Origin of the sequence: Stenotrophomonas sp. BIGb0135, from assembly GCF_024810105.1 — a bacterium.
In the GTDB taxonomy this organism is placed as follows: Bacteria; Pseudomonadota; Gammaproteobacteria; order Xanthomonadales; family Xanthomonadaceae; genus Stenotrophomonas; species Stenotrophomonas maltophilia_AB.
On record NZ_JANUDX010000001.1, the window covers coordinates 167,083 to 188,985 of the forward strand.

At 69.0% G+C, this 21,903-nt stretch carries 20 protein-coding genes; 14 read left to right on the top strand and 6 right to left on the bottom strand.

What is annotated here, in order from left to right; all coding sequences use genetic code 11:
- Nucleotides 1-77: 77 nt before the first annotated feature.
- The 3 genes from M2421_RS00700 (at nucleotide 78) to M2421_RS00710 (ending at nucleotide 2,161) form a co-directional block, all read left to right on the top strand.
- A complete protein-coding gene (locus M2421_RS00700; protein ID WP_259202597.1) occupies nucleotides 78-1,379 on the top strand; it encodes a replication-associated recombination protein A in 1,302 nt (433 codons plus the stop codon).
- Nucleotides 1,379-1,777 carry a fluoride efflux transporter CrcB gene (crcB, locus tag M2421_RS00705; RefSeq protein WP_259202598.1) on the top strand — a complete coding sequence of 133 codons (399 nt, stop codon included), beginning with the start codon at nucleotides 1,379-1,381 and terminating at the stop codon, nucleotides 1,775-1,777. Before M2421_RS00700 ends, crcB begins: the two co-directional genes overlap by 1 nt.
- 111 nt (nucleotides 1,778-1,888) lie before the next feature.
- Nucleotides 1,889-2,161 carry a hypothetical protein gene (locus tag M2421_RS00710; protein WP_259202599.1) on the top strand — a complete coding sequence of 91 codons (273 nt, stop codon included), beginning with the start codon at nucleotides 1,889-1,891 and terminating at the stop codon, nucleotides 2,159-2,161.
- Here the strand turns inward: M2421_RS00710 and M2421_RS00715 are convergent.
- The 4 genes from M2421_RS00715 to M2421_RS00730 all read right to left on the bottom strand — a co-directional run bounded on the left by M2421_RS00715 (nucleotide 2,154) and on the right by M2421_RS00730 (nucleotide 7,169).
- On the bottom strand, nucleotides 2,154-4,445 hold the full coding sequence (locus M2421_RS00715) for an ATP-binding protein (RefSeq protein WP_259202600.1): 2,292 nt from the start codon (nucleotides 4,443-4,445) through the stop codon (nucleotides 2,154-2,156). The genes M2421_RS00710 and M2421_RS00715 overlap by 8 nt on opposite strands.
- On the bottom strand, nucleotides 4,442-5,068 hold the full coding sequence (locus M2421_RS00720) for a response regulator transcription factor (RefSeq protein ID WP_259202601.1): 627 nt from the start codon (nucleotides 5,066-5,068) through the stop codon (nucleotides 4,442-4,444). The genes M2421_RS00715 and M2421_RS00720 overlap by 4 nt, the downstream gene beginning before the upstream one ends.
- 160 nt (nucleotides 5,069-5,228) lie before the next feature.
- A complete protein-coding gene (locus tag M2421_RS00725) occupies nucleotides 5,229-6,131 on the bottom strand; it encodes a LysR substrate-binding domain-containing protein (protein WP_259202602.1) in 903 nt (300 codons plus the stop codon).
- Between the two features lie 51 nt (nucleotides 6,132-6,182).
- Nucleotides 6,183-7,169: a WYL domain-containing protein gene (locus M2421_RS00730; protein WP_259202603.1), complete on the bottom strand. Its 987-nt coding sequence runs from the start codon at nucleotides 7,167-7,169 to the stop codon at nucleotides 6,183-6,185.
- A gap of 121 nt (nucleotides 7,170-7,290) precedes the next feature.
- Here M2421_RS00730 and M2421_RS00735 point away from each other — a divergent pair, with 121 nt between their 5' ends.
- The 3 genes from M2421_RS00735 (at nucleotide 7,291) to M2421_RS00745 (ending at nucleotide 9,991) form a co-directional block, all read left to right on the top strand.
- Nucleotides 7,291-7,896 (top strand): glutathione S-transferase family protein, encoded by a 606-nt coding sequence (locus M2421_RS00735; protein WP_259202604.1) that lies wholly within the window; start codon nucleotides 7,291-7,293, stop codon nucleotides 7,894-7,896.
- Between the two features lie 146 nt (nucleotides 7,897-8,042).
- Complete coding sequence (locus M2421_RS00740; protein WP_259202605.1) at nucleotides 8,043-9,488, top strand: amidohydrolase family protein; 1,446 nt, start codon at nucleotides 8,043-8,045, stop codon at nucleotides 9,486-9,488.
- 131 nt (nucleotides 9,489-9,619) lie between these two features.
- Nucleotides 9,620-9,991: a DUF805 domain-containing protein gene (locus M2421_RS00745; RefSeq protein ID WP_259202606.1), complete on the top strand. Its 372-nt coding sequence runs from the start codon at nucleotides 9,620-9,622 to the stop codon at nucleotides 9,989-9,991.
- Between the two features lie 332 nt (nucleotides 9,992-10,323).
- Here the strand turns inward: M2421_RS00745 and M2421_RS00750 are convergent, their stop codons facing one another.
- The gene (locus tag M2421_RS00750) at nucleotides 10,324-10,953 is read right to left on the bottom strand and encodes an NAD(P)H-dependent oxidoreductase (protein ID WP_259202607.1); all 630 of its coding nucleotides are present in this window, start codon (nucleotides 10,951-10,953) and stop codon (nucleotides 10,324-10,326) included.
- A gap of 82 nt (nucleotides 10,954-11,035) precedes the next feature.
- Between M2421_RS00750 and M2421_RS00755 the strand changes: the two genes are divergently transcribed.
- The 8 genes from M2421_RS00755 (at nucleotide 11,036) to M2421_RS00790 (ending at nucleotide 18,605) form a co-directional block, all read left to right on the top strand.
- Complete coding sequence (locus tag M2421_RS00755; protein ID WP_259202608.1) at nucleotides 11,036-11,641, top strand: TetR/AcrR family transcriptional regulator; 606 nt, start codon at nucleotides 11,036-11,038, stop codon at nucleotides 11,639-11,641.
- Nucleotides 11,642-11,987: 346 nt separating this feature from the next.
- Complete coding sequence (locus M2421_RS00760; protein WP_259202609.1) at nucleotides 11,988-12,179, top strand: hypothetical protein; 192 nt, start codon at nucleotides 11,988-11,990, stop codon at nucleotides 12,177-12,179.
- 131 nt (nucleotides 12,180-12,310) lie between these two features.
- The gene (locus M2421_RS00765; protein ID WP_259202610.1) at nucleotides 12,311-13,066 is read left to right on the top strand and encodes a hypothetical protein; all 756 of its coding nucleotides are present in this window, start codon (nucleotides 12,311-12,313) and stop codon (nucleotides 13,064-13,066) included.
- Nucleotides 13,067-13,190: 124 nt separating this feature from the next.
- Nucleotides 13,191-14,198 carry an alpha/beta hydrolase-fold protein gene (locus M2421_RS00770; RefSeq protein ID WP_259202611.1) on the top strand — a complete coding sequence of 336 codons (1,008 nt, stop codon included), beginning with the start codon at nucleotides 13,191-13,193 and terminating at the stop codon, nucleotides 14,196-14,198.
- 128 nt (nucleotides 14,199-14,326) lie between these two features.
- A complete protein-coding gene (locus M2421_RS00775) occupies nucleotides 14,327-15,703 on the top strand; it encodes an ATP-binding protein (protein WP_259202612.1) in 1,377 nt (458 codons plus the stop codon).
- A 48-nt stretch (nucleotides 15,704-15,751) separates the two neighbouring features.
- Nucleotides 15,752-16,798, top strand: a complete 1,047-nt coding sequence (locus tag M2421_RS00780) for an ABC transporter substrate-binding protein (protein ID WP_259202613.1) — start codon at nucleotides 15,752-15,754, stop codon at nucleotides 16,796-16,798.
- Nucleotides 16,795-17,838, top strand: coding sequence for an iron ABC transporter permease (locus M2421_RS00785; RefSeq protein ID WP_259202614.1), 1,044 nt, complete (start codon nucleotides 16,795-16,797; stop codon nucleotides 17,836-17,838). Before M2421_RS00780 ends, M2421_RS00785 begins: the two co-directional genes overlap by 4 nt.
- On the top strand, nucleotides 17,835-18,605 hold the full coding sequence (locus M2421_RS00790) for a heme ABC transporter ATP-binding protein (protein ID WP_259202615.1): 771 nt from the start codon (nucleotides 17,835-17,837) through the stop codon (nucleotides 18,603-18,605). Before M2421_RS00785 ends, M2421_RS00790 begins: the two co-directional genes overlap by 4 nt.
- A 586-nt stretch (nucleotides 18,606-19,191) precedes the next feature.
- On the opposite strand, the gene M2421_RS00795 is transcribed toward M2421_RS00790, so the two are convergent.
- Nucleotides 19,192-21,390 carry a TonB-dependent siderophore receptor gene (locus tag M2421_RS00795; RefSeq protein WP_259202617.1) on the bottom strand — a complete coding sequence of 733 codons (2,199 nt, stop codon included), beginning with the start codon at nucleotides 21,388-21,390 and terminating at the stop codon, nucleotides 19,192-19,194.
- Nucleotides 21,391-21,903 lie beyond the last annotated feature (513 nt).

Here is a 21,903-nt window from a genome sequence, read left to right on the forward strand (position 1 = left end):
CGCGATAGAATACGCGGGTGGCCAGAAACCGAACGACATTCAACGGCCCCGATCTCCTGACCGTGGATCGGGACAACATGCGTCCGCTCGCCGAGCGGATGCGACCGCAGACCCTGGACGAGATGGTGGGGCAGAAACGCCTGCTCGCCCCGGGCAGCGCGCTGCGCCGCGCGGTCGAATCCGGGCACGTGCACTCGATGATCCTGTGGGGGCCGCCGGGCTGTGGCAAGACCACGCTGGCGCTGCTGCTGGCGCACTACGCCGATGCCGAGTTCCGCGCGATCTCCGCGGTGCTGTCCGGTCTGCCGGAGGTGCGCCAGGTGCTGGCCGAGGCGGCCCAGCGCTTCGCCGACGGCCGCCGCACCGTGCTGTTCGTCGATGAGGTGCACCGGTTCAACAAGGCGCAGCAGGATGCGTTCCTGCCGCATATCGAACGCGGCACCATCGTGTTCGTGGGCGCCACCACCGAAAACCCCTCGTTCGAACTGAACTCGGCGCTGTTGTCGCGCTGCCGTGTGCATGTGCTCGAATCGGTGTCGCCGGCCGACATCGTGGAGGCGCTGGAGCGCGCGCTGCAGGACGGCGAACGCGGCCTGGGCAGCGAAGCCCTGCAGGTGGCCCCGGAATCGCTGCTGGAAATCGCCACCGCCGCCGACGGCGACGTGCGCCGCGCCCTGACCCTGCTGGAGATCGCCGCCGAACTGGCGGGCGGGGATGGGGGCCGGATCAGTCCGGAGATGCTGCTGCAGGTGCTGGCCGACCGCACCCGGCGCTTCGACAAGGGCGGCGAGCAGTTCTACGACCAGATTTCGGCGTTGCACAAGTCGGTGCGCAGCTCCAACCCGGATGCCGCGCTGTATTGGCTGACCCGCATGCTTGATGGCGGTTGCGATCCGTCCTACCTGGCGCGACGGCTCACCCGCATGGCGATCGAAGACATCGGGCTGGCCGATCCGCGCGCGCAGTCGATGGCGCTGGAAGCCTGGGACATCTACGAGCGCCTCGGCAGCCCGGAAGGCGAGCTCGCGTTCGCGCAGTTGGTGCTGTACCTGGCCAGTACCGCCAAATCGAATGCCGGCTACGCCGCGTTCAACAAAGCCAGGCAGGAAGTGCGCGAGACCGGCACGCAGGAGGTGCCGCTGCACCTGCGCAACGCGCCGACCAAGCTGATGAAGGAGCTGGGATACGGCAAGACCTACCAGTACGACCACGATGCCGACGGCGGCATCGCGCTGGACCAGACCGGCTTCCCTGATGCGATGGGCGAGCGCGTGTATTACGAGCCGGTGCCGCGCGGGCTGGAGATCAAACTGAAGGAGAAGCTGGACAGGCTGCGCGCGGCGCGTGAACAGGCGCGGGCCGAAAAGGGTGGGCAGTGATGGGCGGCTTCAGTGTGTGGTGGCAACAGCTGGGCCTGGTCATGGCCGGTGGCGCGCTGGGCGCGGCGCTGCGTTTCATGGTGGGCGATGCGATGCTGCGCCAGTTAGGCGCCGGCTTTCCGTGGGGCACCTTGACGGTGAACCTGGTCGGCGCCTTCGCCGCCGGGTACGTGATGGTCTGGCTGCAGAGCCGCGGCAGCGCCGCACTGTATTGGCGCGCCTTCCTCATCGTGGGGATCATCGGCGGGCTCACCACGTTCTCTTCGATGATGCTGGAGACGCTGGTCTTCGCGCGTGCCGAGCGCGGCCTGATGATGCCGCTGTACCTGGGCATCAGCCTGGTGGGCGGGATGGCGCTGGTATGGGCCGGCGCACGGGTGGCCGAGGGCTGGCGCTGAGCCGGCGTCGGCGCTGGGACCGCAACGGGATGCAGAAAAAGCGCTGAAAACGCTGGATTAAAGTGATGTCTCACGATATCGTGCGCGCCCCCGTTCGCATCCTCGTCCGTCATGCGCGATGAACAAGACCCCGGCACCCTGGAGCTGACGCTGCCGCGCAAGCGCGGTCGTCCGCCCACGTTCGGCTACGCCATGACCGACGCGCAGCGTGCGGCCCGCTACCGTGCGCGCCGCGCCGGGCAAGCCGGGCATGCCGATGTGCGCACCTGCAGCGACATGGTGCTGCTGGACAAGATCCGCGCGGCGATCAGCAGCAAGGACCCGGAGTTGACCGGCTTCCTGGTGCACGTGCTGTGGCAGCGCTACCCGCTGCAGCTCAAGTAGTCCCTGCTTCGATCTGCGGCACGGCGTCCTGCAGGTAGGCCAGCAGGCGGTCGGCCTCGGCCCAGCTGGCCGCCGACGCCAGGCCCAGCTCCTGCAGGTCGGCAGCGGTGTCGGCCAGGTCCTCCTGGCCCAGCATGCGCAAGGCGCCGGTCAGGCGATGGGCATGGTGGCGGATGAGCCCGGCCTGCCGATGGGCGCATGCCCGCTGCATCGCCGACAACTCGTCGCCGAGCGACTGCAGCAACGGGGGAAACAACGGATCGCTGCGGGCCATCGCAGGCGCGGCGATGGCGGCGTCGGGATGGTCCAGCCCCAAGGCGGCGAGCAGCTGCCGCTCATCCAATGGCTTGCACAACACCGCGTCCATGCCGCTGGCGTGGCAGCGCTGCACATGGGTAGGGGAGGTGGCCGCCGACAAGGCCACCAGCAGTGCGGGCGGCTGCGATTGTGCGGCTTCCAGTCGGCGCAGCGCCTGTGCCAGCTCGTAGCCACTCACCTGCGGCAGGCTGCAATCGATCAACACCAGCCGTGCCGGTGCGGCGGCCTGGCGCTGCAGGGCGCCGGCCGCATCGCGACAGGCGTGCACGGCAGCGCCGAGCGCTTCCAGCCGGCGTGCCACGAAAGCGCGGTTCAGCGCATGGTCTTCCACCAGCAGTACCGCGTAGCCCGCCAGCGGGCGGGGCGCCGGCGGGGTGGTCGCAGGCTCGCTCACCACCGGCAGGATGACCTCGAAGCGGCTGCCACGGCCCGGTGCGCTGCACAGATGGATGCGGCCGTGCAGGGCCTGCACCAGGTCGTGGCAGATCGACAGGCCCAGGCCGGCGCCGCCGAGGACCTGGGACTGGGTGTCGTGGGCCTGCGCGAACGGCTTGAACACACCGGCCTGGCGCTCGAGGGGAATGCCGATGCCGGTATCGCTGACCGTCAGGCACAGCTGCTCGCCGTGCGCCTGCGGGCGCAGCGATACGGTCACATCGATGCGCCCGCTGGCGGTGAACTTGAGCGCGTTGCCCAGCAGGTTGTTGAGGATCTGGCGCAGGGCGGCGGCATCGGTACGCAGCCTGGGCAGCGGCGCGGGTGGCGCGTGCAGGCAGAGCACCAGGCCTTTGGCGTGGGCCGCCGGGTGCAGTGCGGCGATGCACTCCTGCGCCAGGTCCGCCACGTCGTGCCAGTCCAGGACCGGCTGGAAGTGACCGGCGGCCATGCGCGAGTAATCCAGCGCATGCCCCAGCAGCTGGCGCAGGCCGACGCCGGCGGCGCGCGCGGCGTCCACCAGTTGGCGCTGGCCCTGGTCCAGGTGCGATTGTCCGAGCAGGTCCACCGAGGCGACCAGCGCCTGGGCGGCGTTGCGCACCTCGTGGCTCATCACCCCGATGAAGCGCGCCTGGCGCTGTTCGCTGCGTTGGGCTGCCCGGTGGGCGCGCGCCAGCCAGGCGCCAAGCACCAGCAGTGCCGCCAACGCCGCGCAGGCGGCCGCCAATTCCCAGCGGAAGTGACGCATGAGTGCGGCGGGCGAGGGCGGGTCGAATGGACGATGGGCGGCCACCTCCGTGAGCACCTGGGCGTGTTGCCGAGGGGTGATCGCCCGCATCGCCGTGTCGATGTCGTGCAGCAGGGCTTGGTCGGCCGCACGGGCGACCAGGAAGACATCGGCGGGCAGGTCGGCCGGCGCGCTCTGCAGCTGCAGGCTGTCGGCGAAGTCACGCCGGACCAGCGGTCGAATCAGCACGTCCAGGCCCAGTGCCGCGTCGGCGATGCCGGCCTCGACCGCGGCCAGCGCGCCCGGCAGGTCGGGGGCGGGCACTACCTGCAGGTGCGGGTAATGCCGGCGCAGCCAGCTGGGATAGCGGCTGCCCCGGACCACGGCAATCCGGTGCGGGCGCGTGTCGGTGAGCGACAGCCTGGCGCGGTTGGCGTGGCGGCTGGCAAGCAGGGTCTCGCCGCGGTAGTACGCCACCGACGATGCCAGTGCGCACGGCGCCTCTTCCAGGGGGCCAAGCATGAGCATGAGGTCGGCGCGCCGGTCGCACACCGCGCGCAGCGCCGCCTGGTGCGAGGGCACTTCGTGCGCGTCGAAACGCACGCCGCTATGGGTGCCGATCAGGGCGGCATACCCGTGCGCCAGGCTGGCCTGGCGCGACGGCAGCGCGCTGGCGACGAGTGCCCGGTGCTGGCCCGGGTCCAGGGCGACGTGCACGGTGCGGGCGGCGGCCACGGCGTCCGCAGGCGTGGCCACGACCGCCGCCAGCGCTGCCGCCAATGCGCGGCCCCGGGCCCGGCTCATAGCGGCGCCAGTTGGTGGCGCAGCATGTACAGCTCGCCGTCGCTGCGCAGGCCGAGTTTGCGGAAGGCGGTGTGCTTCTGCGTGCTGACGGTCTTGATGCTGCGGTGCCGGTGGTGGGCGATCTCGGTGACGCTCATTCCGGCCAGGCACAACCGCAGCACTTCGCGCTCGCTGCGGGACAGCGCCAGGGCATCCATGTCGCTGGCAAAGCCGTCCGGCAGCCGGCACAGTCCGGCCGCGACATGCACGACGGCAACGGCCAGCGCATCCAGGCGCTCGGTCTTGCTGACCACGCCGCTGGCGCCCGCATCCATCAGGCGCGACAGCAGCACCTGGCTGCAGTGCGCGGTGAACAGCAGCAGGCGGACCCAGGGAAAGTGCGTGCGCAGCAGCGGCAGCAGCTCCAGGCCGGGCAGGTCGTCGATGGACAGCGCGTAATCGACGACGGCCACATCCACGTGCGTGGATGACAGTGTGTCGAACAGTTCGCGGCTGTGGGCATGGCTGCCGACCACGTCGAAGCGCGGATCGCAGGACAGGTGGACGAAGCTGCCGTGCCGGACAACATCGTGGTCGTCGAGCAGCGCGATCTTCAGGGTGCAGGGGGTGGCCTGTCCGCTCATGGGATCTGTTTGCTGTTGGACAAAGGGGGCTACGCGATAGGAAGTGTTGGGAGATTCTCCCCGGTTGGATGTGCAGCAATGTCGCTTACACCCGAATTTACGACGATTCCTAGCAGTGGTACGCGAGCCTCGTCACTATCCGGGCCGTTGGCACGCGGCGTCAGCGGTGCTCGCGATCGAGCAGTCGGGCGAAACGGCCGGCCAGCTCGCGCACCAGGGGGTCGGCACCGGGGCGATGCAGCAGGGCGATCTCCATGCCGTCCATCGGCGGCAGGCCGTGCCGGCGATTCAGTGCGCGATGCTCGCGTGTCATGGCGCGGGCCGGCAGCAGGCTGATGCCCATGCCGTCGGCGACCGCGCCCTGGATGCCGCTCAGGCTGGAGCTGGTGAAGCTGATCCGCCAGCGCCGGCCCATGGCTTCGACCGCGGCGATCAGGTCGTCCCGATACAAGCCGCGCAGCGGGAAGGTCACCAGCGGGATCGGGTCCAGTGCGATGCACGGGGTGCGGGCGCTGTCCACCCAGCGCATCGGCTCGGGCCAGCAGGCGGTGGCTTCGCGGCTGTTGCGGCGTTGCTTGATCAGGACCAGGTCCAGTTCGCCGTGGTCGTAGCCGTTGGCCAGGTCGCGGCTCAGCCCGCTGGTGACCTCCAGCTTCACCTGCGGGTGGCGGCGGTTGAAGCGGCCCAGCAACTGGGTGGTGCGCGCGTTGACGAAATCCTCCGGCACGCCCAGCCGCACCGTCACCGCCACCGTGGCACCGGCCAGTGCCTGCAGCATCTGTTCGTTCAACGCCAGCATCTGCCGGGCGTGGCCGAGCAGGGTCTGCCCGGCGTCGGTGGGGTGCACATCGCGATTGCCGCGCACCAGCAGCGGGTGCCCGGCCATGTCTTCCAGGCGACGGATCTTCTGGCTGATCGTGGACTGGGTGGAATGCAGGCGCGCGGCGGCCGTGGTGAAGCTGCCACAGTCGGCGACCGTCACGATCGCGCGCAGCAGGTCGAGGTCGAACAGGCTGCGATTGGGTTTTTCACTGGCGGCCACGCTGCCATCCACGTTCGGCATGGGGATGAAGTCTTGCACGCGGCCCCGGGCCCGGCAAACCGCCGCGCCCGGTCACGTGCCGGGTGCAGGCGCGGGTGTGGCGCGGGCCAGCCCACGTGCAACCCGCTCGCCGGCGTCACGCAGCTTCTGCTGCAGGGCGGGCGGGCCGAGGACCTCGAATTCCAGCTCCATCGCCATCAGCCAGTACACGAGTGAGCCGAGCGCGCCGGCGCCGCAGACCAGCAGGCAGCGTTCCGCGTCCACCGCCTCCAGTGCCCCGGCCGAGGCCGGGATCTGGCGCTGCATGCTGGCCAACGGTGCATGCAGGATCACCCGGGCCTGTTCGCTGTACTGGCCGAGCGCCAGCGAGCGCGCGACCCACTCGCGCAGGTCGCCGTTGCCCGGCGGCGGGCGCGGGCTGAAGTGGGCGCCGACCACCGGCGCGGCCACGATGCGGTCGATGCGGAAGGTGCGCCAATCGCTGCGCGCGGTGCACCAGGCGACCAGGTACCAGCGCCGGTCGGCATGCACCACGCCCTGTGGCTCGAGCCGGCGATGGCTGGGTTGGTTGTGTCGGTCGGCATAGTGGACGTCCAGCTGCAACTGGTCGCGGCATGCGCCGGCCAGGGTGGCCAGCAGGCCGGCGTCGACTACCGGCCCCGACTGGTCCAGCGGCAGGATGGTCGAGCGCAGTGCGTCCAGGCGCTTGCGCAGGCGCGGCGGCATCACCTGTTCCAGCTTGACCAGTGCGGTGATCGCGGTCTGCTCGATGCCGCTGACGGTGCCGGTCACGGCGGTGCGCAAGGCGATGGCCGCCGCCAGGGCTTCCTCGTCATCGAGCAGCAACGGCGGCAGTGCACGTCCGGCGCGGAACGCATAGCCGCCGGCGACGCCGCTGCTGGCCTGGATCGGGTAGCCCAGCTGGCGCAGGCGATCGATGTCGCGGCGCAGGGTGCGCGGGTGCACCTGCAGTCGCTCGGCCAGGTCATTGCCACCCCAGTGCGGCCGCGATTGCAGCAGGGATAGCAGGCCGAGCAGGCGGGTGGAGGCGGTCAGCATGGGCCCAGTGTGGCGGTTGATCGAGGACGGAACCTGTCCGCAATGGTGGCTAGCCTGAATCCAGGGTGCAAGCCTGGCAGGCCGGCACCGTTCCCGCACCATCATCCTCAAGGAGTTCCCGATGTCCCTCGTCTTCTATTGGCACCCGATGTCCAGTGCCACCCCGGTCGCCTGCGCGCTGGCCGAACTGTCCGTGCCGCATGAGCGGGTGCGGATCGATATCCGCACAGGCGAGCAGCGTACGCCGGCATACCTGGCGATCAATCCGAACGGCAAGGTGCCGTGTCTGGTGGTGGACGGCACGCCGTTGTTCGAGGGTGTGGCGATCCTGCAGTGGCTGGGCGGGCGCTACGGCGTGGCGCAGGGGCTGTGGCCGGCCGATGACAGCCCGGCGCGGCTGCAGGCGCTGGCCTGGACCAGTTGGGCCTATGTCACCTATGCGGCGCTGCTGAGCCGGCTGTCGCTGGCCACCGCCGATGAGGCGCTGCGCAACCACGCGCATGCGGCGGCTGCACTGGCCGGGGTGGATGGCTTGCTGGATCTGCTGGACGCACACCTGGCCGAGCGACGCTGGATGCTGGGGGAGGCTTACTCGCTGGTCGACCTGGTGGTGGGCTCCGTCGTCGGCTATGGCGTGTACGTGGGTGCGGACGTGGATGCCCATCCGGCGGTGAAGGACTGGCTGGGCAGGCTGCAGGCGCGCCCGGCCATGCAGGGCGAGGTCTAGTCGCCGGCGACGCGACGTGCCCTGTCGACGCCGGACGGCGCGGCAGGGCATTTGCCTTGTGCATGCGGCGCATGCCGAAATTTAACTGGTGCATGCAGGCGGCACGGTCTTAAGGTGGCCCGTCTTCCTTCCCTCCCTGCCGCCCCATGAAAACCACGCTGTGTGCCTTGGTTCCCGCGCTGTTGCTGCTGGCCGCGCCCGCATTCTCCGCCGAACAGGCGGACCTGATCATCCGCCACGCCACCGTGGTCGACGTGGAGCACGCCCGTACGCTGGCCGACCAGAGCGTCGTGGTGCGCGGCGCCGACATCGTGGCAGTGGGGGATGACACCGTCATTGCGCGGCAGTGGTCAGCCACGACCAAGGTCGAGGCCAAGGGCCGCTACCTGATCCCCGGGCTGTGGGACATGCACGTGCACTTCGGCGGCGGTCCTGCGCTGATCGAGGAGAACAAGGCGCTGCTGCCGCTCTACATCGCCCACGGCATCACCACGATCCGCGATGCCTCCGGCGATCTGCCGGCGCAGGTGCTGGCCTGGCGCGGCGATATCCGTGACGGCCGCCTGGCAGGGCCGCAGTTGTTCACCTCCGGCGCCAAGATCGAGGGCATCAAGCCGGTCTGGAAGGGCACCCTTGAAGTGGGCAGCCAGGCCGACCTCGATGCGGCCTTGCTGCGGCTGAAGCAGGACCGGGTGGATTTCGTCAAGATCACCGACAGCACGCTGACCCCCGAGCTGTTCCTGGCCGCAGTGCGTGGCGCGCGCGCCAACGGCCTGCGCGCCTCCGGCCACATCCCGATGGCACTGACCGTACAGCAGGCAGTGGACGCGGGGATCAGCTCCATCGAACACCTGGACTACGCCTACAAGGCCGGGGTCAAGGACGAGGCGGCGATCGCCGCGGATTTCGCGGCCGGGCGCATCGATCGCGCCGAGGCCAATCGGCGCCTGGATGCCGGCTTCGATCGTGACACGGCGATGGCTGCCTACCGCGGCTTTGCCGCCAAGGGCGTGTTCGTGACCCCGACGCTCAACGGCGGCCGCATCCTGGATTTCCTCGACCAGGACGACCACGCCAACGATCCGTACCTGGCCTATATCGGCCCGAAGCTGCAGGCCACCTACGCCTGGCGCGTTGAACGTGCGGCGAAGGCGACGCCGGCACAGGTCAAGGCGCGCCACCAGGAATACCACCAGGTCGCCGCGGTGCTGCCGATGCTGCAACAGGCCGGCGTAACGATCATGGCCGGTACCGATGCCGGTTTCCTCAACTCGTTCAACTACCCCGGCATCGGCCTGCACGACGAGTTGTCGCTGTTCGTCGAGGAGGGGCTGACCCCGGCGCAGGCATTGTCCGCGGCCACGCGCGCGGGCCCGGCGTGGTTCGGCACGCTGGACCGCTACGGTGGCATCGCCAGCGGCAAGGCCGCCGACCTGGTGCTGCTGGACAACAACCCGCTGCAGGACATCAACGCGACGCGAGCGATCGACACGGTGGTACTGCGTGGGCAGGTGTACGACCGCAAGGCGCTGGACGCATTGCTCGAACAGACGCGGGCCAAGGTGGCGGCGTGGCGCACCGCGGAAGGGTGAGCGTGTCAATACCGGAAGTGCCAATCAAAAACGGCTGAACAACTGCTATCCTGCGCGCCGCCCTGCTACGTGGGCCGCAGTCGCGGCCATGGAGAGGCAGGTCTTTACACTTTCAGGATGAAGTGAATCCCATGAATTCGATGTTGATCCCGCTTACCCGTTACGCCCAGTTCGACGGCCGTGCCAGCCGCAAGGAATTCTGGATGTTCTACCTGTTCGTCATGCTGGTCACCGTGGTCGGCTACATCGGCATGGGGATTGGTGCGGCCATGGGGAGCGACGTGCTGACGATGCTGTTCGGCGCGATCGTCATCCTCTTCATCCTGGCCACGCTGGTACCGTTTATCGCGGTGTCCGTGCGCCGCCTGCACGACACCGACAAGTCCGGCTGGTTCATGCTGCTGGGGATGATCCCGTTCGCGGGCATCGTGTTGCTGGTGTTCTACGTGCTGCCGGGCACCCCGGGCGACAACCGCTTCGGCCCCGCCGCACCGGCGGTCTGACCGATTGCACCACGCTGGACCAAAGCGCCCCGCATCGCGGGGCGTTTTTTTTGGTACGTCTCCCACCCAGCGCCTGGAAGAGTGCTCGGCTCTCAGCCTCTACCGCAAGCGAGTGCCATAGCAGCAGCCGGCAGGACTCTGGGCAGAATAAAGCAGGAGGCCGGCTGCGGCCGGGGAACATGTGCGCCGAGGGCCTGCCGGCTGCTACGAAGCCCAAGCGCTCGCGGTAACCCCGAACGCAGACACCCGCCGCCTCCACGCGCCGGCGGTACTTGCCGTCAACATGGGTAGCTCGCGCTCACTCCGCAACGACCTTTGCAACCAGGCGCTCCTCAGATGGGAGCGGCACCTTCCTGGGGCAAGCAGGAACGCGCGTCCTGCCCGATCGACCGACCCAGTGCGTAGCCGGCCTGCAGATGCGGCGTCGCGTCGCCTGCGTCCACCGCCAGCAGCACGGTCGCGCTGACCACCGGGGCGCCGCAGTAGTCGAAGATGCCGGTCTCGATCTGGGTCTTCATCGCCACATCGTAGCCACGCTTGCTCCAGGTACGTTCATCGGCGCCGCCCAGGCCGAGCAGGTGCACCCTGAGTCGCCCCAGCTTCTTGCGGACAGCGCCGTCGCCGGCATCGTCATACGCCCATCCATTGGAGAACACCCGGTCGATCCAGCCCTTGAGCTGCGCCGGCATCGCCCACCAATACACCGGAAAGACCAGCACCACCGCGTCGGCGCGATCCAGGCGCGCCTGCTCGGCGAGGACATCGGTGGGGAAGGGCTGCCGGCGGTGGTGGCCGTCCAGGTCGGCGCGGGTGAACCGCGGGTCGAAGCCTTCCGCGCTGAGGTCGGCCAGTTCCACGCTGGCGGCCGGGTCGGCGGCGGCGATGCCGCGGCTGACTTCCGCGGCGACGGCATGGGTGAGGGAGGTCGGGTCGGGGTGGGCAATGACGATCAGGGTATGCATGGGCTGTCCGATGACGTTGGGGGGCGGGTGGCGGTATACTTTTGGTAAGTTACGACCCTTAAGTTACGATTGGTATATAGCCATGTCAAGCTCGCCCAGTGCCGCTGTGCCCTCGCCACGCCGACGCCTCAGCCGCGCCGACCGGCTGCAGCAACTGCTTGCCCAGGCCTGGCAACTGGTCCGCGAGGAGGGCACCGAGGCCCTGAGCCTGGGTCGACTGGCCGAACAGGCCGGGGTCACCAAGCCGGTGGTGTATGACCATTTCGGGACCCGGGCCGGGTTGTTGGCGGCGCTGTACCGGGACTTCGACCAGCGCCAGGGCGTGGTGATGGACGCCGCGCTGGCCGCCAGTGGCCCGACGCTGCAGGACAAGGCCGGGGTGATCGCGCAGGCCTACGTGGCCTGCGTGCAGACCCAGGGGCGTGAGATCCCCGGGGTGATCGCAGCGTTGGCCGGCTCGCCGGAACTGGCGCGGATCAAGCGCGAGTACGAGGCGATCTTCATCGAGCAGTGCCGCACCCTGCTGGCCCCGTTCGCGCGCGACGGCGTGCTTCCGACCGCGGGATTGTGGGGCATGCTCGGCGCCGCCGAAGGCCTTTCGTATGCGGCGGTGAACGGGGATATCACGCCGCAGCAGGCGCAACAGGAGTTGGCGGACACCATCATCGCGATGGTGGCGCGGGCCTGACGCACGGCGTGCGCGACGCAGCCGAGCATGGCTCGGCTCTACCCCGGTACGTGTCACGCTAGAGCGGCCGAGCATGGCTCGGCTCTGCCTGGTGCGTGTCACGCTAGAGCAGCCGAGCATGGCTCGGCTCTACCTGTGCATGCGCATGTCAGGCGGCGGCTCGCGCGCGGTAGCCACCGTGCGCATGTGACACCGGAGTGGACGTTCGCGGCCGCGTTCTGAATTGTTTACCGAGATGTCGATGGCGTCTACGCATGATGGCAGGCAGCGCACGCGCCGGTAACCTCATCGCGTCTAGGGTGCATCCACCGGCATCATTTCGTTGCCGCATTCCGGAGATGCACAGATGGGTACCAACCAGAACCCGCAGCAGAACCAACAGAATCAGCAGGACCAGAAGAATCCGGGCCAGCAGGGCCAGCAGGGCCAGCAACAGCAGCAGCGCGACCCGCAGCGCCAGGGCCAGCAGCAGCAACAGGACCAGGACCAGAAGCGCGAGCGCACTGCACAGCAGGGCGGGCAGGACGAGGAAGAATAAGTCGTCTGCCAGTTGAATATCGTGCCAAGGCCCGGCCATTCGGTCGGGCCTTCGCATGTGCGGTACCGGCGTATGATGCTCGCCCGTTCCGCGTCGGCCGCACGTCGATGCCATTGCAAAGGATTGTCTGTATGTCTGTTGTGTTCCCGCGTTGCACGCTGTTGGCCATTGCGTTGTTCAGTGCCGGTGCCAGCGCCGCGCCCGGCGCCATCGAGCCATTGCTGGAGCGCAGCCCGAACGTGACGTTCACGCAGGGCGGGAGCGATGGAAAGCCTGTGTTCCGTGGCCAGCTGCAGCAGTTCGCCAACGGCGATACGCTGCTGCGCGTCGGTGAGGGCGAGGGCCAGCCGGTGCTGCTGATCCTCTGCTCGCAGCAGGGGTGGATCAATCCCGTCGGCGAAACCGGTAGCGGCAAGCGCCTGGCCGGGAAAGACCTGCAGGCGCTGCGCATGATGCAGTACATGGGCACGTTGACCGGCGTTGCGATGGTGCAGGGCATCGGCGGCGAAACGTTGCAGGTGCCGTCCTCGGACGCGGCAGTGGCGTCCACCGGCAGCAACGCCTGGGCCTACGGGCGCGAACAGTTCACCGTGAGTACCCGGCACGTCGCCGGGCAGGGCCTGCAGGTGCGCGCGGTCAAGACGTCGCACGGTGCCACCGCCGCTGCCGACGATCCGGACGCAACCTTCAGCACCGCCGATGACCGCCAGGCACGGTTGGCCGAGCTGGAGCCGGTAGGCACCTGGCGCGAGCTGGTCATCGCCGACGGCGAGCGGCCGGCATCGGTGCCGGCGGCGATGTCACTGCGTGGCTGGCTGCCGAGCGCGCCGGGTGGCAAGGCGGTTGCCACGGTGGGCGAAGGCCGGAGCGCCTGCAACGCGGAGTGAAACACGGCGTGGACGATACACGTCGACACACCGATCGATGTGATAAGCATTCGCATTTGGGGTAGACTGCGTCGTCCCCATGTGAAGCGGGTGCGCGGCCTGTCGCCGCCGCCCCTGAGTGCCCATGACGTTGTCCTTTGCCGCCTGCGGTCGCCGCTTGCCCGCCCTGTTGCCGCTCGCCGGCCTGCTGTTCGGCCTGGCCTGTGCCGTGCCGTCGGCGTCTGCGCAGCAACGCAACCCGCAGCAACGGGTCAGCAACACGATCTTCGAGCAGAAGGCCGAGAGCTACCGCTTCGAGCGCTTCACCCTGGAGAGCCCGGACGGACAACGCCGCTGGCAGGTCAACATCGGCATTCCCGCGCGCGCTGGCAAGGCGCCCGCGCCGGTGCTGTACATGCTCGATGGCAATGCGGCCGCACTGGTGATGGACCAGCCGCTGCTCACCCAGCTGGCGGCCAGGGCGGCGCCGGTACTGGTATTCATCGGTTACGACAACGACCTGCGGATCGACTCGCCCGCGCGCACCACCGACTACACCGCGTGGATCGATCGGGCCGATGACGAAAACGGCACGCCGGCCGTGGTCGGGGGCGGTGCGTTCGCCTTCCAGGACCTGATCGAGCGCCGGATCAAGCCGGAAGTGGAGAAGCGCGCCAATATCGATCGCGGGCGGCAGGCGTTGTGGGGGCATTCGCTGGGCGGGCTGTTCGTGCTCAGCAGTCTGTATACCCGGCCGGCCGCGTTCCAGTATTACGTCGCGGCAAGCCCGTCGTTGTGGTGGAGCCAGGGTGCCCCGCTCGGCGACATGGAGCAGCAGTTCCTGGCCAACCAGCATGGCCAGAAGGCCCATGTGTGGGTGATGCTCGGCGGCGCCGAGCGCATCGGCGATCGCGGCACGCGCGACCTGACCAATCCGCGCGTGGTCGCGCACCTGCGCCGCATCGGCGGCGCCACGCCGGATGCGGCCATGCAGCTCTCGCAGCGCCTGGCCAAGGTGCCGGGGCTCGAGGTGCAGTACCGCGAATTCGACGGCCTCGGCCATGGCCCGATGTTGCAGGCCTCGCTGCAGGCCACGCTGGCCGCGCTGTATGGCGTGGACGACCGCAGCAAAGCTGCGCCGGCGCAGCCCTGATTGCCGCATTGAACCACCGCGCGCCGTGCCGCGCACCCGCTACCCAGGCTCCCTGTGCACCCTCGCACCGGCCCAGGCAATCGATGAACCGCCGCGCGATGCGCGGTACCCCGTGCAAGGAGCCTGTCATGTCGTTCCATTCCTCACTCCGTCTCTCCACCCTGGCCGCCGGCCTGCTGCTGGCCGTGGCCAGCCACGCACAGCCGGTGTTCGACCAGCCCGCCAGCGTGTTCAAGGGCACCGTCGTCTCGCGCGGCGAGAATGTCGTGCCCGGCAGCCATGCCGAGGTGATCGGCCGCGGCTTCGTGCCGGGCCAGCAGGTCAGCCTGGTGCGCGGTGAGACCGTGCTCAACGCGCAGCCGCTCAGCGTGGATGCCGAGGGCAACTTCAAGACCCAGCTGCAGATCCCCGCCGACGCGGTGCCGGGCACCCACCCGGTGGTCGTGCGTGCCAGCCAGCCGGCCGCCGCCACCGTGCTCAAGCTGCGGGTGTCGCCGCAGCTGCCGTTGTCGGGGCAGGAGCGGTTTGCCAGCCAGTCCAACAAGCTGGTGCAGGGCCTGTACCAGTCGGCCTACAGCGCGGCCAGCAACGCGGTGTTCGTGACCTCCGCGGTCGGCCGTCCGCCGGTGACCCGGTCGCAGCTGCTCAAGGTGGACCCTGGCAGTCTGAAGGTGGTCAAGGCGATCACGCCGGCGCAGGTGCCCGATGCCAAGGGGGGCAGCGTATTCGCGGTGTACGGCGTGGGCGTGGACGATGCCAACGGCAACGTGTGGGTGACCAACACCCGCCAGGACAGCGTGGCGGTGTATCGCCAGTCGGACCTGTCGCTGGTGCACCAGTTCCCGGTCGGGATCGTGCCGCACGCCCGCGACGTGGTGGTCGATGCCAAGCGCGGCAAGGTGTTTGCCTCGGCCACCGGCGAAGACCACCTGTCGGTGTTCGATGCGAAGACGTTCAAGGCGTTGGCGCCGATCACGCTGGCCTCGGGCGTGGACGATGGAAAGTTCACTCCGATGAGCCTGGTGCTCGACGAGGCCAGCGGCAAGCTGTTCACGGTCAGCATCGGCACCCCTGAAGCAGCGGTGATCGACGTGGCCAGCGGCAGGGTCGACAAGGTGATCGACCTGGGTAATTCGATCAGTGCGTCCGGCGTGGCTTACGACCCGCAGCAGAACCACCTGTACGTGGCCTCGCAGGGTACCGACAACCTGCTCATCGTCGATGTCGCCAGCGGCAAGGTGCTGCACGACGTGGCGGTGGGTGCGGGCGCGCTCAACGTGGCCTTCGACGCGAAGACCGGACTGGCCTACGTGACCAGCCGCGGTGCCGGCACGGTGACCGTGGTCGACCGCAGCGGCAAGGTGGTCGGCAACCTCGACGGCGGCACCTTCCCCAACCATGTGCGTGCGGACGGCAAGGGCAACGTGTTCGCGGTGAACAAATCGCGTGGCACCGACGATGCCAAGGGCGACCGCATCACCCGTATCGCACTGCGCCAGCCATAAGCCACAGGGCAGGGCGGCAGCGTGCCGTCCTGCCGAAGGAGCAACGACATGAACATGACCCATTGCGCGCGGCTGCTGCCGCTGGCCACCGCCCTGTTGCTGGCTGCCTGCGGAGGCACGGCGCCGCCGCCGGCGGCCGACGCAGGCACGGCCGCGGTGACCGCCAGCAAGGGCGCCGACGCCGCGCCCGCACTGCCGACCGGCTGGACGCGGCTTGACGGTGGCGCGCTGCCGAGCCTGACCGGCCAGGCGGCCGTCCTGCCGGCCAAGGTGCGCTCCGACGACGGCGCCGAGGTGGAGGTGGACGACACCGGTCGGATCATCGTTGGCGGTGATGATGTGATCGCGGTGATCGATGCGCTCGGCCTGGGGGCGCAGGTGTTCGCCGCGCCGAAGAACACCACCACCGCGTCCGGCCGCGCCGCGCCGCACCAGTTCCTGTTCAACCGCACCACGGGCGTGGAAGGCGTGCTGAGCCTGCAGGGCTCGCTGTTCCTTGGCAACAGCCTGCGCCGGCATACCGAGCTGGCGCAGAAGCTGCGCGCGGTCGGTGAGCCGGCGGTGGTGGTCGACGACCTGCAGCCGGCGCCGGACAAGGTGCGCAAGATCGCCGCCGCACTCGGGCTTGCCGCCGCCGGCGAGCAGTTGGCGGGCCAGGTGCAGCAGCAGCTGGACCAGGCCGCTGCGATCGGCAAGGCCAGTGGGCACGCCCCGCGGGTGATCCATGTCTCGGCCACCGGGGCCGGCGGCGCGCCGACGGTAGCCGGCGCAGACAGTGCATCGGCCCAGCTGATCACCCTGGCCGGGGGTCTCAACATCGGCACCGAAGCCGGCGTGGCCAACTACTCCGCGTTGAGCAACGAGGGCGTGGTCGCTGCCGCACCCGAGGTGATCCTGGTCACCGAGCATGACCTGCAGTTGTTCGGCGGCGCCGATGGCCTGTGGAAGGCCTATCCGACGCTGAAGCAGACCCCGGCCGGCCAGGCCAACCGGGTCTGGGTAATGCCCGATGTGCAGCTCAAGTACGCCAGCGTCGGCTCCGGCGTGGGCGCACTGGCGCTGGCCAGGGCGTTGGCGGCGCTGCCGCCGGCATGAGTCCGGCGGATCGGCGGCGGCGCAGGGGGCGGGGCATGCTGATGCTGGCGGCAGCGGCCCTGCTGCTGGCGGTGCTCGCCTCGTTTGCGGTGGGGCCGTTGCGGTTGCCGCCGCTGGAGGTACTGCAGGCGATCGCGGTGAAGCTGGGGCTGGCCGACCCGCAGTCGGTCAGCCCTCGCGACCTGGCAGTGGTATGGCAATTGCGCATTCCGCGCGCGCTGCTGGGCGCCATGGTGGGGGCGGCACTGGCGATGGCCGGCGCCAGCCTGCAGGGCCTGTTCGGCAATCCGCTGGCCGACCCCGGCATCGTCGGCGTCAGCCAGGGCGCGGCGTTGGGGGCGGTGGCCGCGATCGTGCTCGGTGCGGCCGGCGCCGCCGGCTGGATCGTGCCGGTGGCCGCGTTCGTCGGCGGGGCGCTGGCGATCAGCCTGACCTACGTGCTGGCGCGCCCGGGCAAGGGCAGCGGCAACGCCACGCTGCTGCTGGTGGGGATCGCGATGGCCGCGTTCTGTTCGGCGCTGATAGGCTTCCTCACCTACATCGCCAGCGAGAGCGAACTGCAGTCGCTGGTGTTCTGGCAGATGGGCTCGCTGGCCCGTGCCAGCTGGGGCGACGTCGCCGCGGTGGCGCCGTTGTTCGCCATCGGCGTGCTGGCATTGCAGCGCCTGGCCACGCCACTGGACATGCTGGCGCTTGGGGAGCGCCAGGCCCAGCACCTGGGGCTGGACGTGGCGCGCACCCGGCGGCGCCTGGTGGCGTTCAGTGCGTTGCTGGTCGGCGCCGCGGTGGCCTTCGCCGGGTCGGTGGCGTTCGTGGGCCTGGTGGTGCCGCACGTGGCGCGCATGCTGGTGGGCCCGGGACATCGCTGGATGCTGCCGGTGTCCGGCGTGCTCGGTGCGGTGTTGATCGTGGTGGCCGATACCGCCGCGCGCACGCTCGATCCACCGGCGGAGATTCCGCTGGGGCTGTTCTCGGCAGCCCTGGGCGCGCCGTTCTTCCTGTGGCTGGTGCTGCAGCAACGTCGCAAGGAGACCCCATGAGTCCCTTGTTGCGCCTGCGCGGGGTGACCGTGCGTCGCCAGCAGCGCGAGATCCTGCACGGCATCGACCTGGACGTCGTGCCGGGCACCGTCACCGCGCTGGTCGGCCCGAACGGGGCGGGCAAGTCGACCCTGCTGGCGGTGGCGTCCGGCGATCTGCCCGCCGATGCCGGTGAGGTGCTGCTGCAGGGCCAGCCATTGGCCGGCTACAGGGCCGGGCCGCTGGCGCGGGAGCGCGCGGTGATGCCGCAGGAACATGGCGTGCGCTTCGCCTTCAGCGTGGAGGAAGTGGTGGCCATGGGGCGGCTGCCGCATCCGCCGGATCCGGCACGCGATGACGCACAGGTGGAGCAGGCGATCGACGCGGCGGAACTGCAGGCACTGCGCCAACGCGAGGTGCAGCAGTTGTCGGGCGGGGAATCGGCACGCACCACCTTCGCGCGCGTGCTGGCGCAGCAGACCCCGCTGTTGCTGCTGGATGAGCCGACCGCCGCGCTGGACCTGCGCCACCAGGAGCGCACACTGCGCACCGTGCGCGGCCTGGCCGATGCCGGTGCCTGCGTGATCGTGGTCCTGCACGACCTCAACCTCGCCGCCGGCCACGCCGACCGCATCGTGCTGCTGGAGCAGGGCCGGATCGCGGCCGACGGCACGCCGGCCGAGGTGCTGACCGAAGCCACCCTGGGCCGTGTCTACCAGCAGCCGGTGATCGTGCTGCGCCACCCGCAGCGCGGCGTGCCCCTGGTAGTAGTGGCCGACCCAACGTAGAGCCGACCGTTGGTCGGCTGCACAGGTAACGTGCCGAAGTACAGTCCGTAGAGCCGACCGTTGGTCGGCTGCACAGGTAACGTGCCGAAGCGGAGTCCGTAGAGCCGACCGTTGGTCGGCTGCACAGGTAACGTGCCGAAGCGAAGTCCGTAGAGCCGACCGTTGGTCGGCTGCACAGGTAACGTGCCGAAGCGCAGTCAGTAGAGCCGACCGTTGGTCGGCTGCACAGGTAACGTACCGAAGCGCAGTCAGTAGAGCCGACCGTTGGTCGGCTGCACAGGTAACGTGCCGAAGCGAAGTCCGTAGCGCCGACCGTTGGTCGGCTGCGCAGGTAACGTGCCGAAGCGGAGTCCGTAGAGCCGACCGTTGGTCGGCTGCACAGGTAACGTACCGAAGCGCAGTCCGTAGAGCCGACCGTTGGTCGGCTGCACAGGTAACGTACCGAAGTACAGTCCGTAGAGCCGACCGTTGGTCGGCTGCACACGCATCCCGATCAAGGCCACCAAAACGCCAACCGTCGGCCGGCTCCAAACACGAAGACAGGTGAGCCAGCGCCCGGCGCTGCCGGTGACCCGCCGAGGCGGAGTTACCAGCCGAACCTCGCCGTCGCCATGACCGTGCGACCGCTGCCGTAGTAGCACGACGACACGCCGGTGCAGGTCGAGACAAAACGCTTGTCGGCCAGGTTGCTGCCGTTGAGCGCCAGTTGCACGTCGGTGCCGCCGATGCGGCCGAGGTCGTAGCGGATGGCGGCGTCGAACAGGGTGTAGGACGGGATCCGGTAGAGGTTGGCGCTGTCGCCATAGCTGACCCCGTTGTAGCGGGCGCCGGCGGCCAGGCTCAAGCCGCGCAGTGCGCCGCCCTGGAAGGTGTAGTCGGCCCAGAACGAGGCCGTGTAATCGGGCACCATCGCCAGCGCCTTGCCCTTGTAGGGGGCCGAGCGGATCATCTCCGAGTCCATCCGCGATGCCGCGCCGATCAGGCTGAAGCCCTCGATCGGAGTGATCCGGCCCTCCAGTTCGATGCCACGCACGCGCCCTTCATCGCCCTGGATCGAACAGGTGGCGGTGCCGGTGGCGCCGCAGTTGCGGTGGCTGGCCACCGGATCGTCGACGATCATGTTCTGCTGGCGCAGGTCGTACACGGCCAGCGTAAGCAGGCCATCGACGGCGGCCGGCTGATATTTCAGGCCCGCCTCCCATTGCGATCCGGTGACCGGCTCGAACGCGGTCTGGGTGAAGCTGTCCAGCGGCGACTTGGTCGAGGGCTGGAACGACTCGGCATAGCTGACGTACGGGGTGAGGCCGTTGTCGAACACATACAGCAGGCCGGCGCGACCGGTGAATGCCTCGCTCTTGATCACGCTGTGCCCGCCAGGCGTGGAAACGCCGGTGGCGATATTGCGGTTGGCGCTGCTGCTGTCGTCCTTGGTCCAGTCATACCGCCCGCCCAGGGTGAGGCGCCAGTTTGCCAGTGCGATCTGGTCCTGCAGGTACACGCCGCTCTGGCGGTTGACCCCGGCGGTGGGCGTTTCGGTGCTCAGCGTGGGCGCGTAAGTCGAGTACACCGGGTTGAAGATGTCGATCGGGCGCGGGCTGCTCATCGCGCTGCGCACGCCTTCCCAGTCGGCACGCTGCCAGTCCCAGCCCAGCAGCACGGTGTGGTCTGCCGCACCGGTGGCGAAGCGGGCCTGCAGACGGGTATCGAACGTGTCGCCGTCCGAGTCGCCGGTGCCCATCACGCCGCGACGGTTCTGGGTGCGGCCATCGGCGTTGAGTGCGCCAAAGGTGACCACGCCCCGGTACAGCGAATCCACATGCGTGCGGCGCGCGCTCTGGGTCAGGGTGAGGTGGTCGTTTAACGCGTGCTCGAACATCCAGCCGGCCGTCCACAACGTGCGGTCGAAGGTGTTCCAGCCCGGCTCGCCGATGAAGGTGCTGTTCTTCATGTAGCCGTAGCGGGTCGGGTTGAGCGTGCCGGCGGCCGGCAGGAACTGGTACGTCGAGCCGCCGTCGTCCTTCTGGTACAGGCCCAGCAGGGTCAGGCGGGTGCGCGCGGCGATCTGCCAGGTGTAGCTGGGTGCCAGGAACCCATGCGTCTGCCGGGTGTGCTTGATCTGGGTGTCGCCATCGCGGTACAGGCCGACCAGGCGGAACAGATGGTCGTTGTCGGCGGTGCCGGTGCCCACGTCGAAGGCGGCGCTGTACTGGCCATTGGCATCCACGCCCAGGCGCAGTTGCTGCGCCTGGTCCGGCGTGGGGGTCTTGCTGACCTGGTTGACCATGCCGCCGGGGGCGATCTGCCCGTACATCACCGCCGAGGGCCCCTTGAGGACCTCCACGCGCTCCAGGTTCCAGCTGTCGAACATGCTGCGGTTCCACTGGCTGCCCTGCGGCGCACGCATGCCGTCCAGGGTGACGTTGTTGGACCAGCTGCCGGCATCGAAGCCGCGGATGCGGAAGTCATCGACGCGGTTGTCGATGCCGCTGCTTTCCAGGCTCACCCCGGCCACGTAGCGCATCGCATCGTTGAGCGACTGCACACCGCGCGCATCCAGTTCGGCGCGCTCGATCACCGACACCGACTGCGGCGTTTCGGCAATGCTGGTGCTGGTCTTGGTGGCACCGCTGGTGCTGTTGGCGGCGCGGTAGGCATTGACCTTGACCGCGTCGAGATCGGTCGCGGTCTGCGCGTGCGCGGGAAACACGCCGGCAGCGGCCAGCACACAGGCCAAGGCAAGCAGGTTGGGGCGCAACCGGCGGGAGGATTCGGTGGGGAAGGGCATGACGGATGACTCGAAGGCACGGAAGGGGGTGCGGGGACTGGCTTGCGCAAGGCGGCCCGGAGCCGCGACCCGCGTCGTTCGCGTCGCCTGGGGCGACGTTTGCCCGGAGCATTCTAGGGATTTCGCCGCATTATGCAATTGCGACCCATTCGCATATACGGGACACGTATCGTCGGCAATGTGCAACATGGCTGGAGCCTATCCGCCACCGGGCGCCTCAGCGTTCCATGCATGAGTGCAATAAAGGCTTGCGCATGCCGCGACGAGGTCTAGAATGCGCGCATCCACCCGATTCCGCCGCCATGACCTCGATGCCGCTCCTGACGTTTTTTACCCAGACCCGCGCAAGCGCGGTACGGGGGCGTCTGCCCTGCGGCTCATCAGGCGGTTGACCGGTTTCCGGTCACCCTGAAAGACCCCAGACAGAGCGCCCAACCGGGCGCTCTTTTCGTTTCAGCGCTTCATGACCCATGCAAAGGAGAACGTGCCATGCACCAGATCGCCGAGCCCCAA

Excerpts from the sequence above, each read along its gene's own strand:
- M2421_RS00735 (WP_259202604.1), top strand. The coding sequence starts at position 7,291 with ATGTCCCTCGTCTTCTATTGGCACCCGATGTCCAGTGCCACCCCGGTC.
- M2421_RS00775 (WP_259202612.1), top strand. The coding sequence starts at position 14,327 with ATGTCGTTCCATTCCTCACTCCGTCTCTCCACCCTGGCCGCCGGCCTG.
- M2421_RS00755 (WP_259202608.1), top strand. The coding sequence starts at position 11,036 with ATGTCAAGCTCGCCCAGTGCCGCTGTGCCCTCGCCACGCCGACGCCTC.
- M2421_RS00715 (WP_259202600.1), bottom strand. The coding sequence starts at position 4,445 with ATGAGCCGGGCCCGGGGCCGCGCATTGGCGGCAGCGCTGGCGGCGGTC.
- M2421_RS00730 (WP_259202603.1), bottom strand. The coding sequence starts at position 7,169 with ATGCTGACCGCCTCCACCCGCCTGCTCGGCCTGCTATCCCTGCTGCAA.
- M2421_RS00760 (WP_259202609.1), top strand. The coding sequence starts at position 11,988 with ATGGGTACCAACCAGAACCCGCAGCAGAACCAACAGAATCAGCAGGAC.
- M2421_RS00750 (WP_259202607.1), bottom strand. The coding sequence starts at position 10,953 with ATGCATACCCTGATCGTCATTGCCCACCCCGACCCGACCTCCCTCACC.
- crcB (WP_259202598.1), top strand. The coding sequence starts at position 1,379 with ATGGGCGGCTTCAGTGTGTGGTGGCAACAGCTGGGCCTGGTCATGGCC.
- M2421_RS00785 (WP_259202614.1), top strand. The coding sequence starts at position 16,795 with ATGAGTCCGGCGGATCGGCGGCGGCGCAGGGGGCGGGGCATGCTGATG.
- M2421_RS00740 (WP_259202605.1), top strand. The coding sequence starts at position 8,043 with ATGAAAACCACGCTGTGTGCCTTGGTTCCCGCGCTGTTGCTGCTGGCC.
- M2421_RS00780 (WP_259202613.1), top strand. The coding sequence starts at position 15,752 with ATGAACATGACCCATTGCGCGCGGCTGCTGCCGCTGGCCACCGCCCTG.
- M2421_RS00725 (WP_259202602.1), bottom strand. The coding sequence starts at position 6,131 with ATGCCGAACGTGGATGGCAGCGTGGCCGCCAGTGAAAAACCCAATCGC.
- M2421_RS00765 (WP_259202610.1), top strand. The coding sequence starts at position 12,311 with ATGTCTGTTGTGTTCCCGCGTTGCACGCTGTTGGCCATTGCGTTGTTC.
- M2421_RS00720 (WP_259202601.1), bottom strand. The coding sequence starts at position 5,068 with ATGAGCGGACAGGCCACCCCCTGCACCCTGAAGATCGCGCTGCTCGAC.
- M2421_RS00790 (WP_259202615.1), top strand. The coding sequence starts at position 17,835 with ATGAGTCCCTTGTTGCGCCTGCGCGGGGTGACCGTGCGTCGCCAGCAG.
- M2421_RS00745 (WP_259202606.1), top strand. The coding sequence starts at position 9,620 with ATGAATTCGATGTTGATCCCGCTTACCCGTTACGCCCAGTTCGACGGC.
- M2421_RS00770 (WP_259202611.1), top strand. The coding sequence starts at position 13,191 with ATGACGTTGTCCTTTGCCGCCTGCGGTCGCCGCTTGCCCGCCCTGTTG.
- M2421_RS00795 (WP_259202617.1), bottom strand. The coding sequence starts at position 21,390 with ATGCCCTTCCCCACCGAATCCTCCCGCCGGTTGCGCCCCAACCTGCTT.
- M2421_RS00700 (WP_259202597.1), top strand. The coding sequence starts at position 78 with ATGCGTCCGCTCGCCGAGCGGATGCGACCGCAGACCCTGGACGAGATG.
- M2421_RS00710 (WP_259202599.1), top strand. The coding sequence starts at position 1,889 with ATGCGCGATGAACAAGACCCCGGCACCCTGGAGCTGACGCTGCCGCGC.